Below are 15,200 nucleotides of genomic sequence, written 5' to 3' on the forward strand. Positions count from 1 at the left end.
TAACCGTTTTGCCGCTTGGGCAATCCAGCAGAGCCGTCAAGCCAAGCACCTGCCCAGCAAATCATCGGCCAGTAAGGCGGCGATATCCACCTCGCAGACGCTTTGCAGGCCCTTCCAAGCCGGGATGCTGTTGACTTCGATGATGGTGTACTGCCCTGCCCGGTCTTCAATAATATCCACCCCGGCGTAGTCCATCGCCAACGCCTCAGCGGCTTTTACCGCCAACTCCGCCAAATCGGCATTGAGGATGACAGGGGCGCAACTCGCCCCACGCGCGACATTATTCAGCCAGAACTTACCGCGCCGCTGCATGGCGGCAACGGCGCGGCCATTAATCACAAACACCCGATGGTCAGAAAAGCCTTCGCCCGCACATTCGACAAAGCGCTGCAAATAATACACGCCCCGGCTGGCGGTTAACCAGAACAAGTCGGTCATTTTTTCCAAACGGCGGATACCCTCGCCTTGCGAGCCGAACAAAGGCTTGCTGATCAGCAAATGACCGTTGCTTAATTCCTGCTCAGCCAAGGCCAACGCCGCTGCCCTATCCCGCAACACCCACGTTAAGGGAGTCGGCAAACCGGCATGGTGCAACAAAAAGCTGGTCATGCCCTTATCGACACTGCGCTCTATGGCATGGCCGTTATTGTAAACCGGGATAGCCAAGACTTTTAAGGCATGGAGTATGTCCAAATACAGCACCACCTCTTCCAGCGAGCCGCCGGGTACGCCACGCACAAAAACCGCATCCGGCAAAGCGTTTTCAAACTGAGGGATCAGTACAGGCAACTGGTCTGGGGCGATGCGCAAACGGCATTCGGTTAGGGAAACAAACTCGCTGTCAAACCCACGCTCAGCAAACGCCTGTTGAAGCTGTTTGCCGTGCCAGCCTGGGTCATCGGTAAAAATGGCTATTTTGCCCACGATGTCGGTAAAAGGTTGGGTTACATCCTGCCGCTAGAGCGGATGCCATAAGAATTTAGCTGAAAATAAACTCGCCCCTGTTGAGCGACAAGCCCACGGAGGAGGTTATTTTAGCTAAATCCTGCAAGGAGATTGTAAAAAAGCGATAGCCGGGCGGAATTAGCCGCCCGGCCACCTAAGACCAATTAGCCTTTTGCTTTGTTGCGTTCGTTGACTTCTTTAATCACTTCGTCAGCGACGTTTTTCGGACATGGCATGTAGTGCGAGAACTCCATAGAGAACTGGCCACGGCCCGAGGTCATAGTACGCAAATCGCCGATGTAGCCGAACATTTCGCTCAACGGCACATCAGACTTAATGCGCACACCGGTGATGCCTGGATCTTGTGATCTGATCATACCACGGCGACGGTTAAGGTCACCGATCACGTCACCGACATGAGATTCAGGGGTGAACGTGTCCACTTTCATAATTGGTTCAATCAATTGCGGGCCCGCTTTAGGGATTGATTGGCGGAACGCCGCTTTTGCCGCGATTTCGAAAGCGATGGATGAGGAGTCAACCGCGTGGAAACCGCCGTCTGTCAGAATGACTTTCAAATCCAAGCAAGGGAAGCCAGCCAGTACGCCTTTATCAAGCATACTCTTAAAGCCTTTTTCCACCGCAGGCCAGTATTCGCGTGGCACGTTACCGCCCGTTACCGCTGATTCAAACACAAAACCGCTACCTGGCTCGCCTGGCTCGATTTTATAGTTGATTTTCGCGTATTGGCCGGAACCGCCGGATTGTTTCTTGTGGGTATAATCGTCTTCAATCGCTTTGGTGATCGTTTCACGGTACGCAACTTGTGGTTTACCGACAAGAACGTCAACGCCGTGCGTACGTCTTAAAATATCAACCTTAATATCCAAATGCAGTTCGCCCATACCTTTCAGAATGGTTTCGCCGCTGTCTTCGTCAGTTTCAACGTGGAAAGACGGATCTTCTTGGATCATCTTACCTAAAGCAATACCCATTTTTTCTGAACCGGCCTTATCTTTAGGCGAAATCGCCAACGAAATAACAGGATCAGGGAATACCATAGGCTCCAATGTCGCAGGGAACTTAGGGTCACACAAGGTATGGCCAGTTTGGATGTTTTTCATACCCAATACGGCAACAATGTCGCCCGCTTGCGCAGATTCCAACTCATTACGCGTATCGGCGTGCATTTCGACGATACGGCCAATACGCTCAGTTTTACCGGTAAATGTGTTCAGCACCGAGGTGCCTTTTTCCAATTTACCGCAATAGATGCGCAAGAAAGTCAACGCACCGAAACGGTCGTCCATAATCTTAAACGCCAAAGCGCGTAAGGGTTTGCTAGCATCCACAGTAGCAAATTCCCCAGTCGGGTTACCTTCCAAATCCACTTCAGGCTGTGGCTGAACTTCGGTTGGGCAAGGCAGATAATCAACCACACCGTCCAGAACCAACTGCACACCTTTATTTTTGAAAGATGAACCGCAGAAAGTCGGGAAGAAGTCCATCTTAATAGTGCCTCTACGCAAGCACATTTTAATTTCTTCGATAGTCGGCTCTTCGCCTTCCAGATATCTTTCCATGACATCGTCGTCTTGGTCGGCAACCGAATCAATCAGCTTTTCGCGCCACATTTCGGCATCCTTAACCATATCGGCAGGAATGTCTTGGATGGTGTAGTTCATTGGATCCCCAGAATCATCCCAGATCCACGCTTGGCGAGTTAACACATCGACCACGCCGACGAATTCATCTTCACGGCCTATAGGCAATGTCATAACAATAGGTTTAGCGCCCAATACTTCTTCTACTTGCTTAACAACGCGGTAGAAGTCAGCACCAATACGGTCTAACTTGTTGATATAAATAACCCGCGATACTTTCGAATCGTTCGCATAACGCCAGTTGGTTTCAGATTGGGGTTCGACACCGCCAGAACCGCAGAACACGCCAATACCGCCGTCCAATACCTTTAAAGAACGATATACTTCAATAGTAAAGTCAACGTGACCCGGAGTATCAATGATATTGAAACGGTAGTCTTTCCAGAAACAAGTGGTTGCCGCTGATTGGATGGTAATACCACGTTCACGTTCTTGATCCATAAAGTCAGTGGTGGTCGCACCGTCGTGCACTTCACCGATTTTATGAATTTTACCGGTGAGCTTTAAAATCCGCTCGGTGGTAGTGGTTTTACCGGCATCGACGTGCGCGAAAATACCGATATTTCTGTAATGCGATAATTCTGTCATGTGTTTACTCTGAAAGGTTGGGCATAAAAAACTTTTGGGTGACCACTCATGAACCTTAAAACTCAAGAGGGCTTGGTTCGGACTGGGACTAATGGACAACCATAACCACAGCCTTGTAGGTGACGCTTAAGACACCATTGCATCGAGAAATGCGCAGGCCAGATGCAGTCGTCCAAAGCCAATGAGATAGCGTTTTTAAAGTCACCGTTGCTTCTCATACGTCCAGCTTTGAAAGCCGCCTATTTTAACCTAAAACGCGGACAAAAATACAGGAAACCATTAACAGGGCTTATAAACAGGCGTAAATTGCCGTTAACAGCGGCATTTATCCGCACCTAATCGGCCATAAAAGTTATACACAAAAGCTGTGGATAACTTTGTGGACAAAATGTCGGCTTTACGGGTTAAGCACGGTTTTTATTAGTGTTTTGTCAGATTGTACAAATATCGATCAATCTCATAAAAATAAGAAATATCAATCAGTTGCATTTACAAAAAATTATCATGGGCTTATCTGTGAACACACGCCAAGTCTTTGATTTTTTCTGTGGGCAACTATTGTTGAATCAAAACCGTTCGCCTAAAAAGCCCTACATTTTTTTCTTGACCCAGTTTGGGGCAAGAATAGCCGCTGGCGGCGGCAAACAGTGGCCGCTAAAAAAGTTATACACAAAACCTGTGGATAACTCTGTGGATTACTTGTAAAAATTAACGCTTAATGGCGGTTTTTGTTACAGTTTTGTTAAATTGTATAAATATAAGCCAATTTTATTATTTTTATTTATCATAGAGTTATATTATATATGGCAATAGATGGCGGATCGGCAAGCTCCGCTTAAGTGCTTGATTTTTGCTGTGGGCAAATCACCAAGACGACTAACCCCGTTTATCTTAAAATGCAATATTTTTGTGAGGTATATCACAAAAATAGCAGCCCCCTAGCCTCCAAGCGTTTAAAGGCAACACTTAGCCAAACAAAGGGGCATACTATGCCGACTTTATGCACAACAATAGACCATGCCCCGCACAAAAATCCACCGTACAGGCCACCTTGTCTGGACTGCGCGTCCGTCACTCCCGAAAATTCTCAAACTGCAACGGCACTTCCAGCTTCTCGTCACGCAGCATCTGAATAACCTCCTGCAAATCATCGCGTTTTTTTCCGGTTACCCGCACTTGCTCGCCTTGAATCGCCGCTTGCACTTTCAGTTTCTTGTCCTTAATCAATTTGACGATTTTTTTCGCCATCGCCGAATCTAGGCCTTGCTTTAAAGTGATTTCTTGGCGCATGGCTTTACCACTGCCTTTGGCATCGCCAAGTTCCATACAAGCAATATCAATCCCGCGTCGGCTGAGTTTGGCGCAGACGATGCTAAAAATCTGCTGTAACTGGAAGTTAGACTCCGACACCATGACAATTTTCTCATCGGTTAACGTCACCGACGAATCCGTGCCTTTAAAATCAAAGCGGGTATCCACTTCTTTGCTGGCCTGATCGACCGCGTTTTTTAACTCATGTTTATCAAATTCAGAAACAATATCAAAAGAGGGCATAGCATTAACTTCAAATAGATTAAAAACTAATGAGTCGCTGTCGCGACGACTTTTTAATCGGGTTCTCGCACCCGAAGGCGAGATACTTTCTTTTGCTCCGCCAAAAGAAAGTATCCAAAGAAAAGGCGGCCCGATTGCCGCTTGATCCTGCGCTTCTCGGTTTTGTCGGGGGTCGGCAAAGTGGGCTCCTGCCCACTTGCCGACGCGCGGCATCCCTGCCGCGCCCCTTCGGGCTTATCCCGACAAAACCTGCGATGCTCGGCGCGGCAAACGGGAGTAAAGCACGTTACTACGTAACGTCAGTGAAGCATTTTACAACAAAGCATAAGCCCGGATAGCTTCAGTCACCGCCCGGATCCTCAATTGGCGTATCGCCTCGCCGATTTGCGCCCCTTGCAATGTACCGCCGACAATCGCCGAAATATCCACCGACACCGCCGCCTTGGCGGCAGCGCGGAACAAGCCCGCTTGTGGATATGGACGGTTTTCAAAGCCCGTGCGCCCACGCGCGTCCGCCTCACAGGCCAATAAAAAACTCTCCAAGGCATTGGCGGGCTTAAACGCCCCCAAAGCCGCCAGCGTGTCGGTCAACGTCCCTGGCCGCAAATCCGCCGCCCTATGGCAATGGGTATGGTATTGCATCACTTGTTGCGCCAAGGCCTTAAAGCCGTTAGGAATGCGCAGCCGCGTACACATCGCTTCTAACAGCGGCAGGCCATTAGCCTCATGGCCGTTGTGGTGCGGCAAGTCTTCTTTCGGCGACAAAGCCTTGCCCAAATCATGCACCAAAGCCGCAAAGCGCACCTCAGGGCTAGGCGACAACAAAGCCGCCTGCTCCAAACACATCAGGCTATGCACCCCCGTATCAATTTCGGGATGATGCTTGGGCGGCTGAGGCACCCCGAACAGGTTATCCAACTCAGGGAAAATCCGCGCTAATGCCCCGCAGGCTTTTAAGGTAGTAAAAAACGCCGCCGGGGTGGTTTCGTTCAACGCCTTAAACAACTCCGCCCACACCCGCTCAGAGACCAGATAATCCACCTCCCCTGCCGCCACCATCGCCTGCATCAGCTCGCAGGTTTCCGGGGCCAAAGTGAAGCCTAACGTGCTGTAACGGGCGGCGAACCGCGCCACCCGCAAAATCCGCACCGGATCTTCGGCAAATGCGGGCGAAACATGGCGGAACACCCGTTGCTGCAAATCACGCTGGCCATGATACGGGTCTATCACCCGACCGTCGGGAGTCATCGCCATCGCATTAATGGTCAAATCACGGCGGATCAAATCTTCTTCCAAAGTCACATCCGGCGCAGTGTAAACACTAAAGCCCTTATAGCCATGCGTGGTTTTGCGCTCCGTCCGCGCCAGCGCGTATTCTTCTTGGGTGTCGGGATGCAAAAACACCGGAAAATCCTTGCCCACTGGCCGGAATCCTTGCTTAAGCAAACTGTCCGGCGTTTCGCCCAACACTACCCAATCGCGCTCGGTCACAGGCAGGTTAAGCAATTTATCACGCACCGCACCGCCGACGAGATATATTTCCATAATTAACTTTAACAGATTATAAAGAGTTGGCAGTAGCATAGCATAGGCGGCAACGATCAGGATGCACCCAACCGCCTTATAAACCCACCCACCGCCTGAAAACCGCCATTATAACGGATGCCGGACGGATAGAAAAAGGTGGTAAAATTCTTGTAAAACCCGGATTAACCGGACAAAGCACACACTCCCGCTAACTGGGATTTTGGCATTTATTTTGTCTTATCGTGTCAATATGATAGAAAACTTCCACAAGGCAAGGGGCTGGGCTGTTAAATTTTTTAACGCCCTATAAACTATAGGCGAAAGCAATGATAAACTTTAGATGAACTACATAGCTTATCCGCTTGTGAGAAGATTTGCTTGCAGATGAAAGCACCCCAGCCAATTTGTCCTGGTATGAAGCAGAACTCAGCCTAACCGAAGAAAAGCTGGCGACTCATAGCCCATACTATTTGGAATAGTAGACTGGCAACAGGCTAAACCAGCGCTGCTGGCCAAATAATCCGATACCCCAGCACCGTTGCTACCCATTAGCCGCCATGACTAAGCCCACAATCCCCCGCCCTGCCCTAGCCATTACGCTACTGATAATCGCCACCAGTTGCCAAGTCAAAGCCCCCAATACCTATAGCTTCGCACTCTGGGGCGACATGCCCTATACCCGCAACGGTGACGGGGCGAAAGACGGCGAGAAAATGACCCGCTTGCTTGCCAGCATGAACTCGGCGCACTTGGCGTTTACGGTTTATGACCGCGACACCAAAGACGGCGCCTCCCTTTGCACCGACAGCGCGATTGGCCTAGAAGTCCAAACCTTATTTAACAAACTCCAAGCACCTACCGTTTATGTGCCGGGCGATAATGAATGGACGGACTGCCACCGCCGCAATAATGGCGGCTATAACGCCCTAGAGCGGCTGGATTATCTGCGCAAAACCTTATTCGCCGACGGCTTTAGCTTTGGGCAAAACAAAATCCCCCTGCAACGCCAAGGCGCGGCGGGCGGACTGTATGCGGAAAACGTCCGCTGGCAACAAGGCAGTGTGGTCTTTGTCGGCCTCAATATGCCCGGCAGCAATAATAACAAAGTCCATGACGGGCATTGCCTTAACCCCAAAAGTGCCAGAACCGAAGCCGATTGTACTGCCGACAACGCCGAATACCGCGCCCGTGATGCCGCCAATATCGCGTTTTTACGCGCATCCTTCGCCATTGCCCGCCAACAAGAGGCGGTCGGCCTCATGGTCATCATCCAAGCCGACCCCGGTTTTGACCTGCCTGAAACCGACACGGAAAACGAGCGGCAAAAAGCAGGCTTTGATGGTTATGATGCGTTTCTGGCCGCCTTAATTGCCGAAACCAAAGCCTTTAACGGCCAAGTGGTGCTGGCACATGGCGACACCCATTTTTATAAAGTGGACAAGCCCCTAGCCGATTCTGCCCATCTGCTCAAAAACCTCACCCGCGTCGAAACCTTCGGTAGCCCTAATTTACATTGGGTGCAAGTGCAAATGGATGCCAGCAACCCGAACGTATTTAGCTTTCAGCCGATGATGGTGGACGGCAATTGAACAGATGCCATGATAGGCCAACTTTACTTATCTAAATCGGCAATCGCTTGTTTTATCTTGGCAATGCGTTCTGAATACTCATCGTAACTGAGCGCAGCTTGCAAGCGCTCCAATAAAGGCAAACATTCCTGATATGCCGCTAAGGCCTGTCCGTCACGTCCTAAACGACACAGACAATCCGCCTGTTTTTCAAGAGCAATGCTTAAATCCCGGAGAATTTGAGGTGTTGCCCGAAGCCTATTTTTTAGCTCTCGGCAAATCCGTAAGTTTTCAGTGTAACCCTTATAGGCGATCTCGTAACGGTTCAAGATACTATCAATATCGGCCACTTTTTCTAGTGAGACGCTTAGATCCCGCAACATTTCGGGAGTTTCACCTAAACTATCCTTTAACCCTCGGCGAATCTGCAAGCTTTCGGCATAGCCTTTATAGGCGACATCATACCGACCTAAAATCTTATCAATATCGGCAACTCTGTCTAATGAGACGCTTAAATCCTGCAACACTTCGGGAGTATCGCCCAAACTATCCCTTACCCCACGGCAAATCTGCAAGCTTTCGGCATAACCCTTATAGGCGGCATCATAACAGCCTAAAATCTTATCAATATCAGCAATATTGTTTAATGAGACGCTTAAATCCCGCAACATGTTAGGGGACTCGCCAAAGCGATCCTTTAAATCTCGGCGAATCTGCAAACTTTCGGCATAGTCCTTATAGGCGGCATCATAGCGGCCTAATATCTTATCAATATCAGCCACTTTGTTTAACAAGACACTTAAATCCCGCAATGCTTGGGGGCTATCGCCCAAGCAATCCTTTAACCCTCGGCAAATCTGCAAGCTTTCGGCATAACCCTTATAAGCGGCATCATAACGACCTAAAATACTATCAACATCGGCTACTTTGCCCAACGAGACACTTAAATCCCGCAATATTTGGGGATTGGCATTTGTGGTTAATTCGCGGTCAATCTGTAAACAGCTGACATAAGCTTGATAAGCGGCATCATAACGCCCCATTGTTTTTTCTATATTCCCCAATCCATCTAAAGCGATACCCAGCTTACGCAAAGCCGAGGCCGTTTCGCCTTCATTGGCCAGTATCTTATGGCTAAGAGTAAGCAATTGCTGGGCTAGACCCTCAGCCAACGCCCATTGCCCAGACTCTAAGGCCGCATCAAATGCATCTATCGTCACCAAAAACAGCTCATTATCCGCCATCTCCAGATACTGCACCCGCTGCCATTCACGGATTTCCGGTCTCATTAAGGCCTGTTCGCTCACTGTTAACGGTGTTGCGCCGGATTTGGGCGTGACATACTCATGATAACTACGCCGAACTGGTGCCTGTTGGCTAAGTCGCAATTGAGCGGTATAGTTTCTGACCGACCATAAATCAGGGGCTATTTCCCGCAAGCGGCTTTTGTACGCTACAGGTAAAAGGATGATAAAGGGACACGGATAGTCACGGCGGATACGGTCGCGGTTTTCATTAAAACGGGCGAAAAAATTATCCAAAGCCCGTTGCCATTCCGGCGAGCGGTGTTGATGCAATTCCAGCCAGCACGGCACGATGGTATGCGGCACTAAACAACGCCGTAAATCCTCAAAAATATCAGCGACTAAGCTTTCAGGGCGCGAGGGCTTAAGAATATGCAAGCTAGAGACTTGGCCTTGCAGTTGGTTCTGCAAGCGTTGCAGGAACTGCCCTGCCAGCAGCGCGTCTTCAACAAACAAGATAATCAGGCAAAACCGCTCCGCCCATTCGACATGACGGCTAAATTCCTGCCACTGCTCTTCTTCGGCCAGCGTCAAGACCATTATCAGTCCCCTATTTCATCGCACAATAGCGATTGAAAATTTTTTTAGACGGTCGCGCAGTCATAGCTGACATAAATTAAATCTCGTGTTGACGTTACAGCTAACAGTATAGGCCTTAACCGTAAAAATCAACAAGGTGGCTCAGCTTAATTTAACGCCGCTTAATTCTTAGCGCCATCCCATCAGGCCTTGCCTGACACCACGCCAAATCACCCGCCTTAATGCCAGCAACCACCACATTTGGTTGAAATAAACCGCCAATAGGGGCAATACCACCAATAGCTATCAGGTTTCTAAAAAACAAATATAACAATCAATAGCTTAAATTCAGGCACACATTATGCTTATCTAAGGTTTATAGCAATTCCGCTTCACTTTGCAGGTTTCATGCGATGACAGCCACACCTTCTTACTCGATCCAGCATCATACTTCGCCAATCGGCGAAGGGCCGTTTGATCTTGATACTGCTATCGACAACATCGCCCACTGGTTGCCCACCCAAGGGCCGATTAAAGATTTTATCCACCACAACACCTTACATGCCGTGCAACACCATCCTTTCCACAAAGGCGTGGCGATTGCGGCAAAAGTGTTTGGCGCACGCAGTTATTTGCCTTTAGCCGACTACCAGCAGTTATACCGAGACGGGCGGATTAAAGATTTCGCTATCGACTGGGCCATCGCCCACTCCGAGTGTAGCGAATCGGGCGCACAAGCTTTACGCGAACGGCTGTTTATCGCCGACGATAGCGTCCACTATCCGCCTGTATCGTTGGCTAACCACGGTATCCGCAACCGTTGGCTGACCCATTTGGAAGTTGACTTAAATTCTTTAGTACATCCGATCATATTCCGGCTGCTGGCTAATTTTCTTGACCAAGGCATTAGCCGTTGGACACTGGCAAAACCCGGCGAAAGTTTTTGGCAATGTGTGCAAAGGCTGGCGCAAAATAGCTTTATCCCGCTATATCCTTTCAACGAAGCCAGCGTGGTCGGTTTATTAGACCTTGACCCCGAAGAAGTGATTTTAAGCTGTCTTGAGGCCATCGTCGGCGACGAAGCCCTGTATGAGCAATATCTGCTGGAGTTGCTGCTGTCCCATCCTGGTTGGGCAGGTATGGTGCGGCTGATTGAGCTAGACCCCAAAATTTTGCTGCAACGCCGCCAAATTTCTTTAAAAGAAATGTTTGCCGTCGAACTGATGGCAGAACTTGCCGTCGTCCAGAAAAAATTCGCCGGACGGGCCATAAAAATCAGTGACTTGCCAAATTCCGGTGATTTTCTGCTGCTCAGCGATTATGAAGAAAAAATCACCATCCCCTTGCGCCTGAAAATCTGGCACGAGGCGATGGAATTTTCGCTCCATGCCGAACTGTTGGCGGCCTTAAAACCGACCGAACCTGCCGAAGCGGACAAATCCGCCCCGGTCGCCCAAGCCTTTTTTTGTATTGATGACCGCGAATGCTCCTTACGCCGGCACTTGGAAGAAACTCATACAGGTATTGAGACTTTTGGAGCCGCCGGTTTTTTTGGTATCGACTTTCTTTACCAAGGCTTTGACGATGCCTACCCGGTGGCACAATGCCCCAATATTATTAGCCCCAAGCATCTGATTTTAGAATCGAACCTGAAACCGGAAGCGCCAAAACCCAAAGTCAACGCCGAGCTTTCCAATCTGCATATTAACCGCCATTCGCTGTTACGCAGCCTGCTGGTCACACAATTTTTAGGCATGGCTTACGCCGCCCGGATGGCTTGGGATGTGTTCCGCCCAGGTTCACAATTGCTGAAAATCAAAAAACTCAGTGAAGTCAGCGATGCCCATACCCATTTGCATCTGTTGCGCGAAACCGACGAACCGACCGAAGACGGGCAGATGCTGGGCTTTTCTTTCCCGGAAATGGCCGACAAAATCGAAGGGCTGTTACGCAATATTGGCCTGACCCAAAATTTTGCGCCCTTAGTCGTGATTGTCGCGCACGGTTCCAGCAGCACCAACAATCCGCATTTTGCCGCTTACGATTGCGGCGCCTGCTCAGGTAAGCCGGGTGCACCCAATGCGCGGGCATTTGCCTGGATGGCCAACCATGCCAATGTCCGGGCCATCTTAAGCGAGCGGGGTATCGATATCCCCGACAGCACTTATTTTGTCCCCGCCTTGCACAATACCAGCCGTGATGAAATCACTTATTTTGATAAACACTTGTATTCGCAAGCGGCTATCGACAAATTGGCGGTGTTCCAGCAAGCCATGCAGGAAGCTTTAGATAAAAATGCCCTGGAGCGTTGCCGCTGGTTTGAATTAGGGCCACAAGCCCTGCCAAAAGAAGCACTGGAAAGCAATGCCTTGGAACGTTACCGCCTGTTTAAGACCGAGCCGCAATCGCAAGCGCGCAAAGAAGCCCACGACCATGTGATTGCCCGCGCCACCTCTATCTTTGAACCACGCCCTGAGCTGAACCACTCCAATAATTTGTACAGCATTGTTGGCCGCCGCAGCTTGACGCAAGACCTGTTTATGGACCGCCGGGCGTTTTTGCATTCATACAATCCGGCTTCCGACCCCGAAGGGGTGCTGATTGTCAAAATCCTCTCGGCCATTATTCCGGTCTGCGGCGGCATCAATTTGGAGTATCTGTTCTCGCGCATCGACAATTCGATTTATGGGGCGGGCACCAAGTTACCGCATAACGTCATCGGCCTGCTGGGGGTCGCCAACGGCGTGGAAGGCGATTTGCGTACCGGCTTACCGTCGCAAATGATTGAAGTCCACGAACCGGCCCGCTTGCTGATTGTAATTGAGCAAACCACGCCAGTGCTGGATAAGGCCTTCGCCAAATTAGGCGCGTCCTTAATGGAATGGCTGGATAATGATTGGGTGCGGTTGGTGGCCTGCCATCCCGACAGCCGTGAATTATCCTATTATTTCAGCACGGGTTGGGAAGCTGTGGATTTTTCTGAACAGACCGACATACCGTCCGCCGCTTATTCGGAAACGATTACCCAAGGGCAAAAAGCCACGATTCCGGTCCATCAATTGCGGAGAGCATCATGAATGTCTTGTTATTAACCTGCCAGTTTTTACCGTTGGCGGGCTTGTTGTTGATTGCCTTGTTTGGCAAAACGGAAAAGACCATTGCTGCCCTCAGCTTTTGGGTAACCCACGCGCTGGGTTTGAGCATTCTGGCATTACTGGTCACTTGGGGTATGCACGGCTTTGCCGATTACGAATTTGAATGGTTCGAGCTTTACGCACACGGCAGCTACGAGTTTCCTATCCTATTTTTCCTCGATGGCATAGGTGCCGCCTACCTATTCGCCATTTGGGTGATTTTCTCGATTATCGTCCGCTATTGCCGGTACTATCTGCACCGTGAATCCGGCTATAAACGCTTTTTTCTGACCATTTTCGGCTTTGCGTTTGGCCTGAACATGGTCATTCTGGCGGGCTCTATCGACATGCTGTTCGCCGGTTGGGAAATTGTCGGCATTTCGTCGTTCTTATTGATCGCCTTTTACCGCCACCGCATCCAGCCCGTGCGCAACGCCTTACGCGCGTATACCGTGTACCGTTTTTGCGATATTGGCCTGTTGCTGGGCGCGTGGATGAGCCATTTGCTGTTCCATGGCAGCGACCATTTCAGCCAATTGTCGGTATTGTTTGAACATACCGCCCCCTCGCCCGCCAGCTATCCGGCCTTAATGCTGATGTCTTTGCTGATTTTTATCGCCGCTTGCGGCAAATCGGCGCAATTCCCGTTTTGTTTTTGGTTGCCTAGGGCCATGGAAGGGCCTACACCCTCCAGCGCGATTTTCTACGGGGCTTTATCCGTGCATTTGGGTGTGTTCTTATTATTGCGCACCACCCCGATTTGGAGCTACCACATCATCACCCGCCTGATGGTCTTTGGCATCGGCCTGATAACCGTACTGGTGGCGAGCATTTCCGAAAAGACCCAATCGAATATCAAAGGTCAGATCGCTTATGCCTCCATCACCCAAGTCGGCATTATGTTTATGGAACTGGCCTTAGGCTTAGAGACTTTGGTGTTGCTGCACTTTTTAGGCAATGCCTTTTTGCGTTGCTACCAGTTATTGGTTTCGCCCTCTATTGTCGCCCACATGCTGCGGGTGGAAGGGGCTATGGATACCGATATGGGCTTTAAAACCACTGCCATGCAGGCGCGTTTTCCCGTTTCGGTGCGTGATACCTTACCCGAAGTGCTGCAAAACACCTTATACGTCTTTGCCTTACAAGAAGGTAATCTGGAGCGCTTAGTCCGCTCAGTGTTATGGGAACCCTTGAAAAATATCGGTGCCACCATCAACCGCTCTAAACTGTGGCAGAAAGCGGCGGTCGGCACAGGCGTATGCGCCCTGTTTGGCGCATTGGTCGGCTTAGGTTGGCTGGAGAGCACCTATCTGGCCATTCCGGTCGCCTTGGCAATGGTTTTAGCCTCGCTCAGTGCCTTTAGCCAAAAACATAGCTTTATCCACGTTTGGAATGCGGTGGCAATGAGTTGCCTGTTAGCGGCGACATCGGTATGGTTGCTGCAACCTAGCGCCCAATTCGACATCCTGCTGTTTATGACAGGCATAGTGCCTTCATGGTTATTAGGTCTGATCGTATTAAGCAAACTGCCGGGTAAAGAACGCTTTGCCGACGCGCCTTTTGCTTACCGTGCCATGTCAGAAACCCACCCTAGCTTGGCTTTGCTGTTGTTTTTAAGCTTTTTGGGTTTGGTGGGCTTTCCGATTACCCCCGCCTTTATCGGCGAAGACTTATTGTTGTACCATGCCAGTAGCGAATTCGCCTGGATAGCGGCGTTAATCGCCATTTCTTTCGTCATCAACGGTATTGCGGCGGCACGGGTGTTCTTACGCTTGTGCATGGGCCGTCCTACCGAAATCTGTAACCATACGGAAATCACCGCCTTGCAGGCTATTTTTAAATCAGATAAGTAAGCCGTCTGTAACCCACGAAGCCTTGTTACGCGTCGTGGGTCTCCACAAACCTATCGGTAGCCGCCACCATTCCCATGTCTGGCATGGTGGCGGCACACGGATTGGGCAGGCTGTTTTCTTTAGAAATCATAGGAGCCGGACTAGAAAATGCTAGCCATAAATTACGAGAAATGGGGGCAATCCCCGGAATTTTTGCGCAACCTTGCCCTGAACAGCGAACATCCACGGACACGCGAGCGGTTTTTGGCACTGTTTGAAATTAGCCAAGGCAAAAACGCGACCCAAATCAGCCGCGAGACAGGCCGGAACCACCAAACTGTCATGGGTTGGGTACATAGCTACAACGAATGGGGTCACGAAAGCCTATTGTATCGGCATACCGGCGGAATTTCCCCTACTAGCCGAAAAACCGCTGCGAGCCCCTCTGCTCATCAGCCCCATCAAAGCTATTCGGAAAGCCACGCCAGCACCGCCTAAAGCCTCTCAGGAACGTGCTAAATCGGAAAGTACTGCCTCCCCCCATAGGGTCTCCTAATTTTCGCCT

9 protein-coding genes are annotated in these 15,200 nt (G+C 50.1%); 4 read left to right on the forward strand and 5 right to left on the reverse strand.

Translation table 11 applies throughout. From position 1 onward, the window contains the following. Positions 1–36: 36 nt before the first annotated feature. From CEK71_RS02665 to CEK71_RS02690, 4 genes are all read right to left on the reverse strand, one after another. The gene (locus tag CEK71_RS02665; RefSeq protein ID WP_088617937.1) at positions 37–924 is read right to left on the reverse strand and encodes an ATP-grasp domain-containing protein; all 888 of its coding nucleotides are present in this window, start codon (positions 922–924) and stop codon (positions 37–39) included. A 185-nt stretch (positions 925–1,109) separates the two neighbouring features. Continuing rightward, complete coding sequence (fusA, locus tag CEK71_RS02670; RefSeq protein ID WP_088617938.1) at positions 1,110–3,197, reverse strand: elongation factor G; 2,088 nt, start codon at positions 3,195–3,197, stop codon at positions 1,110–1,112. 1,071 nt (positions 3,198–4,268) lie between these two features. Beyond that, positions 4,269–4,751 carry a YajQ family cyclic di-GMP-binding protein gene (locus CEK71_RS02680; RefSeq protein WP_088621479.1) on the reverse strand — a complete coding sequence of 161 codons (483 nt, stop codon included), beginning with the start codon at positions 4,749–4,751 and terminating at the stop codon, positions 4,269–4,271. A gap of 312 nt (positions 4,752–5,063) precedes the next feature. After that, positions 5,064–6,296 carry a multifunctional CCA addition/repair protein gene (locus CEK71_RS02690; protein WP_088621480.1) on the reverse strand — a complete coding sequence of 411 codons (1,233 nt, stop codon included), beginning with the start codon at positions 6,294–6,296 and terminating at the stop codon, positions 5,064–5,066. Between the two features lie 539 nt (positions 6,297–6,835). On the opposite strand from CEK71_RS02690, the gene CEK71_RS02695 reads away from it, so the two are divergent. Continuing rightward, on the forward strand, positions 6,836–7,867 hold the full coding sequence (locus CEK71_RS02695) for a hypothetical protein (protein ID WP_088617940.1): 1,032 nt from the start codon (positions 6,836–6,838) through the stop codon (positions 7,865–7,867). 23 nt (positions 7,868–7,890) lie between these two features. Here CEK71_RS02695 and CEK71_RS02700 read toward each other — a convergent pair whose 3' ends face one another. Beyond that, positions 7,891–9,690, reverse strand: coding sequence for a tetratricopeptide repeat protein (locus CEK71_RS02700; protein WP_088617941.1), 1,800 nt, complete (start codon positions 9,688–9,690; stop codon positions 7,891–7,893). A 392-nt stretch (positions 9,691–10,082) separates the two neighbouring features. Here CEK71_RS02700 and CEK71_RS02705 point away from each other — a divergent pair, with 392 nt between their 5' ends. From CEK71_RS02705 to CEK71_RS02715, 3 genes are all read left to right on the forward strand, one after another. After that, the gene (locus tag CEK71_RS02705) at positions 10,083–12,746 is read left to right on the forward strand and encodes a YbcC family protein (protein ID WP_088617942.1); all 2,664 of its coding nucleotides are present in this window, start codon (positions 10,083–10,085) and stop codon (positions 12,744–12,746) included. Continuing rightward, on the forward strand, positions 12,743–14,656 hold the full coding sequence (locus CEK71_RS02710; RefSeq protein WP_088617943.1) for a proton-conducting transporter transmembrane domain-containing protein: 1,914 nt from the start codon (positions 12,743–12,745) through the stop codon (positions 14,654–14,656). The genes CEK71_RS02705 and CEK71_RS02710 overlap by 4 nt, the downstream gene beginning before the upstream one ends. A gap of 147 nt (positions 14,657–14,803) precedes the next feature. Then, complete coding sequence (locus tag CEK71_RS02715; RefSeq protein WP_088617944.1) at positions 14,804–15,133, forward strand: helix-turn-helix domain-containing protein; 330 nt, start codon at positions 14,804–14,806, stop codon at positions 15,131–15,133. Positions 15,134–15,200: the final 67 nt, after the last annotated feature.

Source organism: Methylovulum psychrotolerans (assembly GCF_002209385.1).
GTDB classification, from domain to species: Bacteria; Pseudomonadota; Gammaproteobacteria; order Methylococcales; family Methylomonadaceae; genus Methylovulum; species Methylovulum psychrotolerans.

Bases quoted from the DNA above. Each gene is read 5' to 3' on its own strand.
- fusA (WP_088617938.1), bottom strand. From the start codon at position 3,197: ATGACAGAATTATCGCATTACAGAAATATCGGTATTTTCGCGCACGTC.
- CEK71_RS02680 (WP_088621479.1), bottom strand. From the start codon at position 4,751: ATGCCCTCTTTTGATATTGTTTCTGAATTTGATAAACATGAGTTAAAA.
- CEK71_RS02690 (WP_088621480.1), bottom strand. From the start codon at position 6,296: ATGGAAATATATCTCGTCGGCGGTGCGGTGCGTGATAAATTGCTTAAC.
- CEK71_RS02695 (WP_088617940.1), top strand. From the start codon at position 6,836: ATGACTAAGCCCACAATCCCCCGCCCTGCCCTAGCCATTACGCTACTG.
- CEK71_RS02700 (WP_088617941.1), bottom strand. From the start codon at position 9,690: ATGGTCTTGACGCTGGCCGAAGAAGAGCAGTGGCAGGAATTTAGCCGT.
- CEK71_RS02705 (WP_088617942.1), top strand. From the start codon at position 10,083: ATGACAGCCACACCTTCTTACTCGATCCAGCATCATACTTCGCCAATC.
- CEK71_RS02710 (WP_088617943.1), top strand. From the start codon at position 12,743: ATGAATGTCTTGTTATTAACCTGCCAGTTTTTACCGTTGGCGGGCTTG.
- CEK71_RS02715 (WP_088617944.1), top strand. From the start codon at position 14,804: ATGCTAGCCATAAATTACGAGAAATGGGGGCAATCCCCGGAATTTTTG.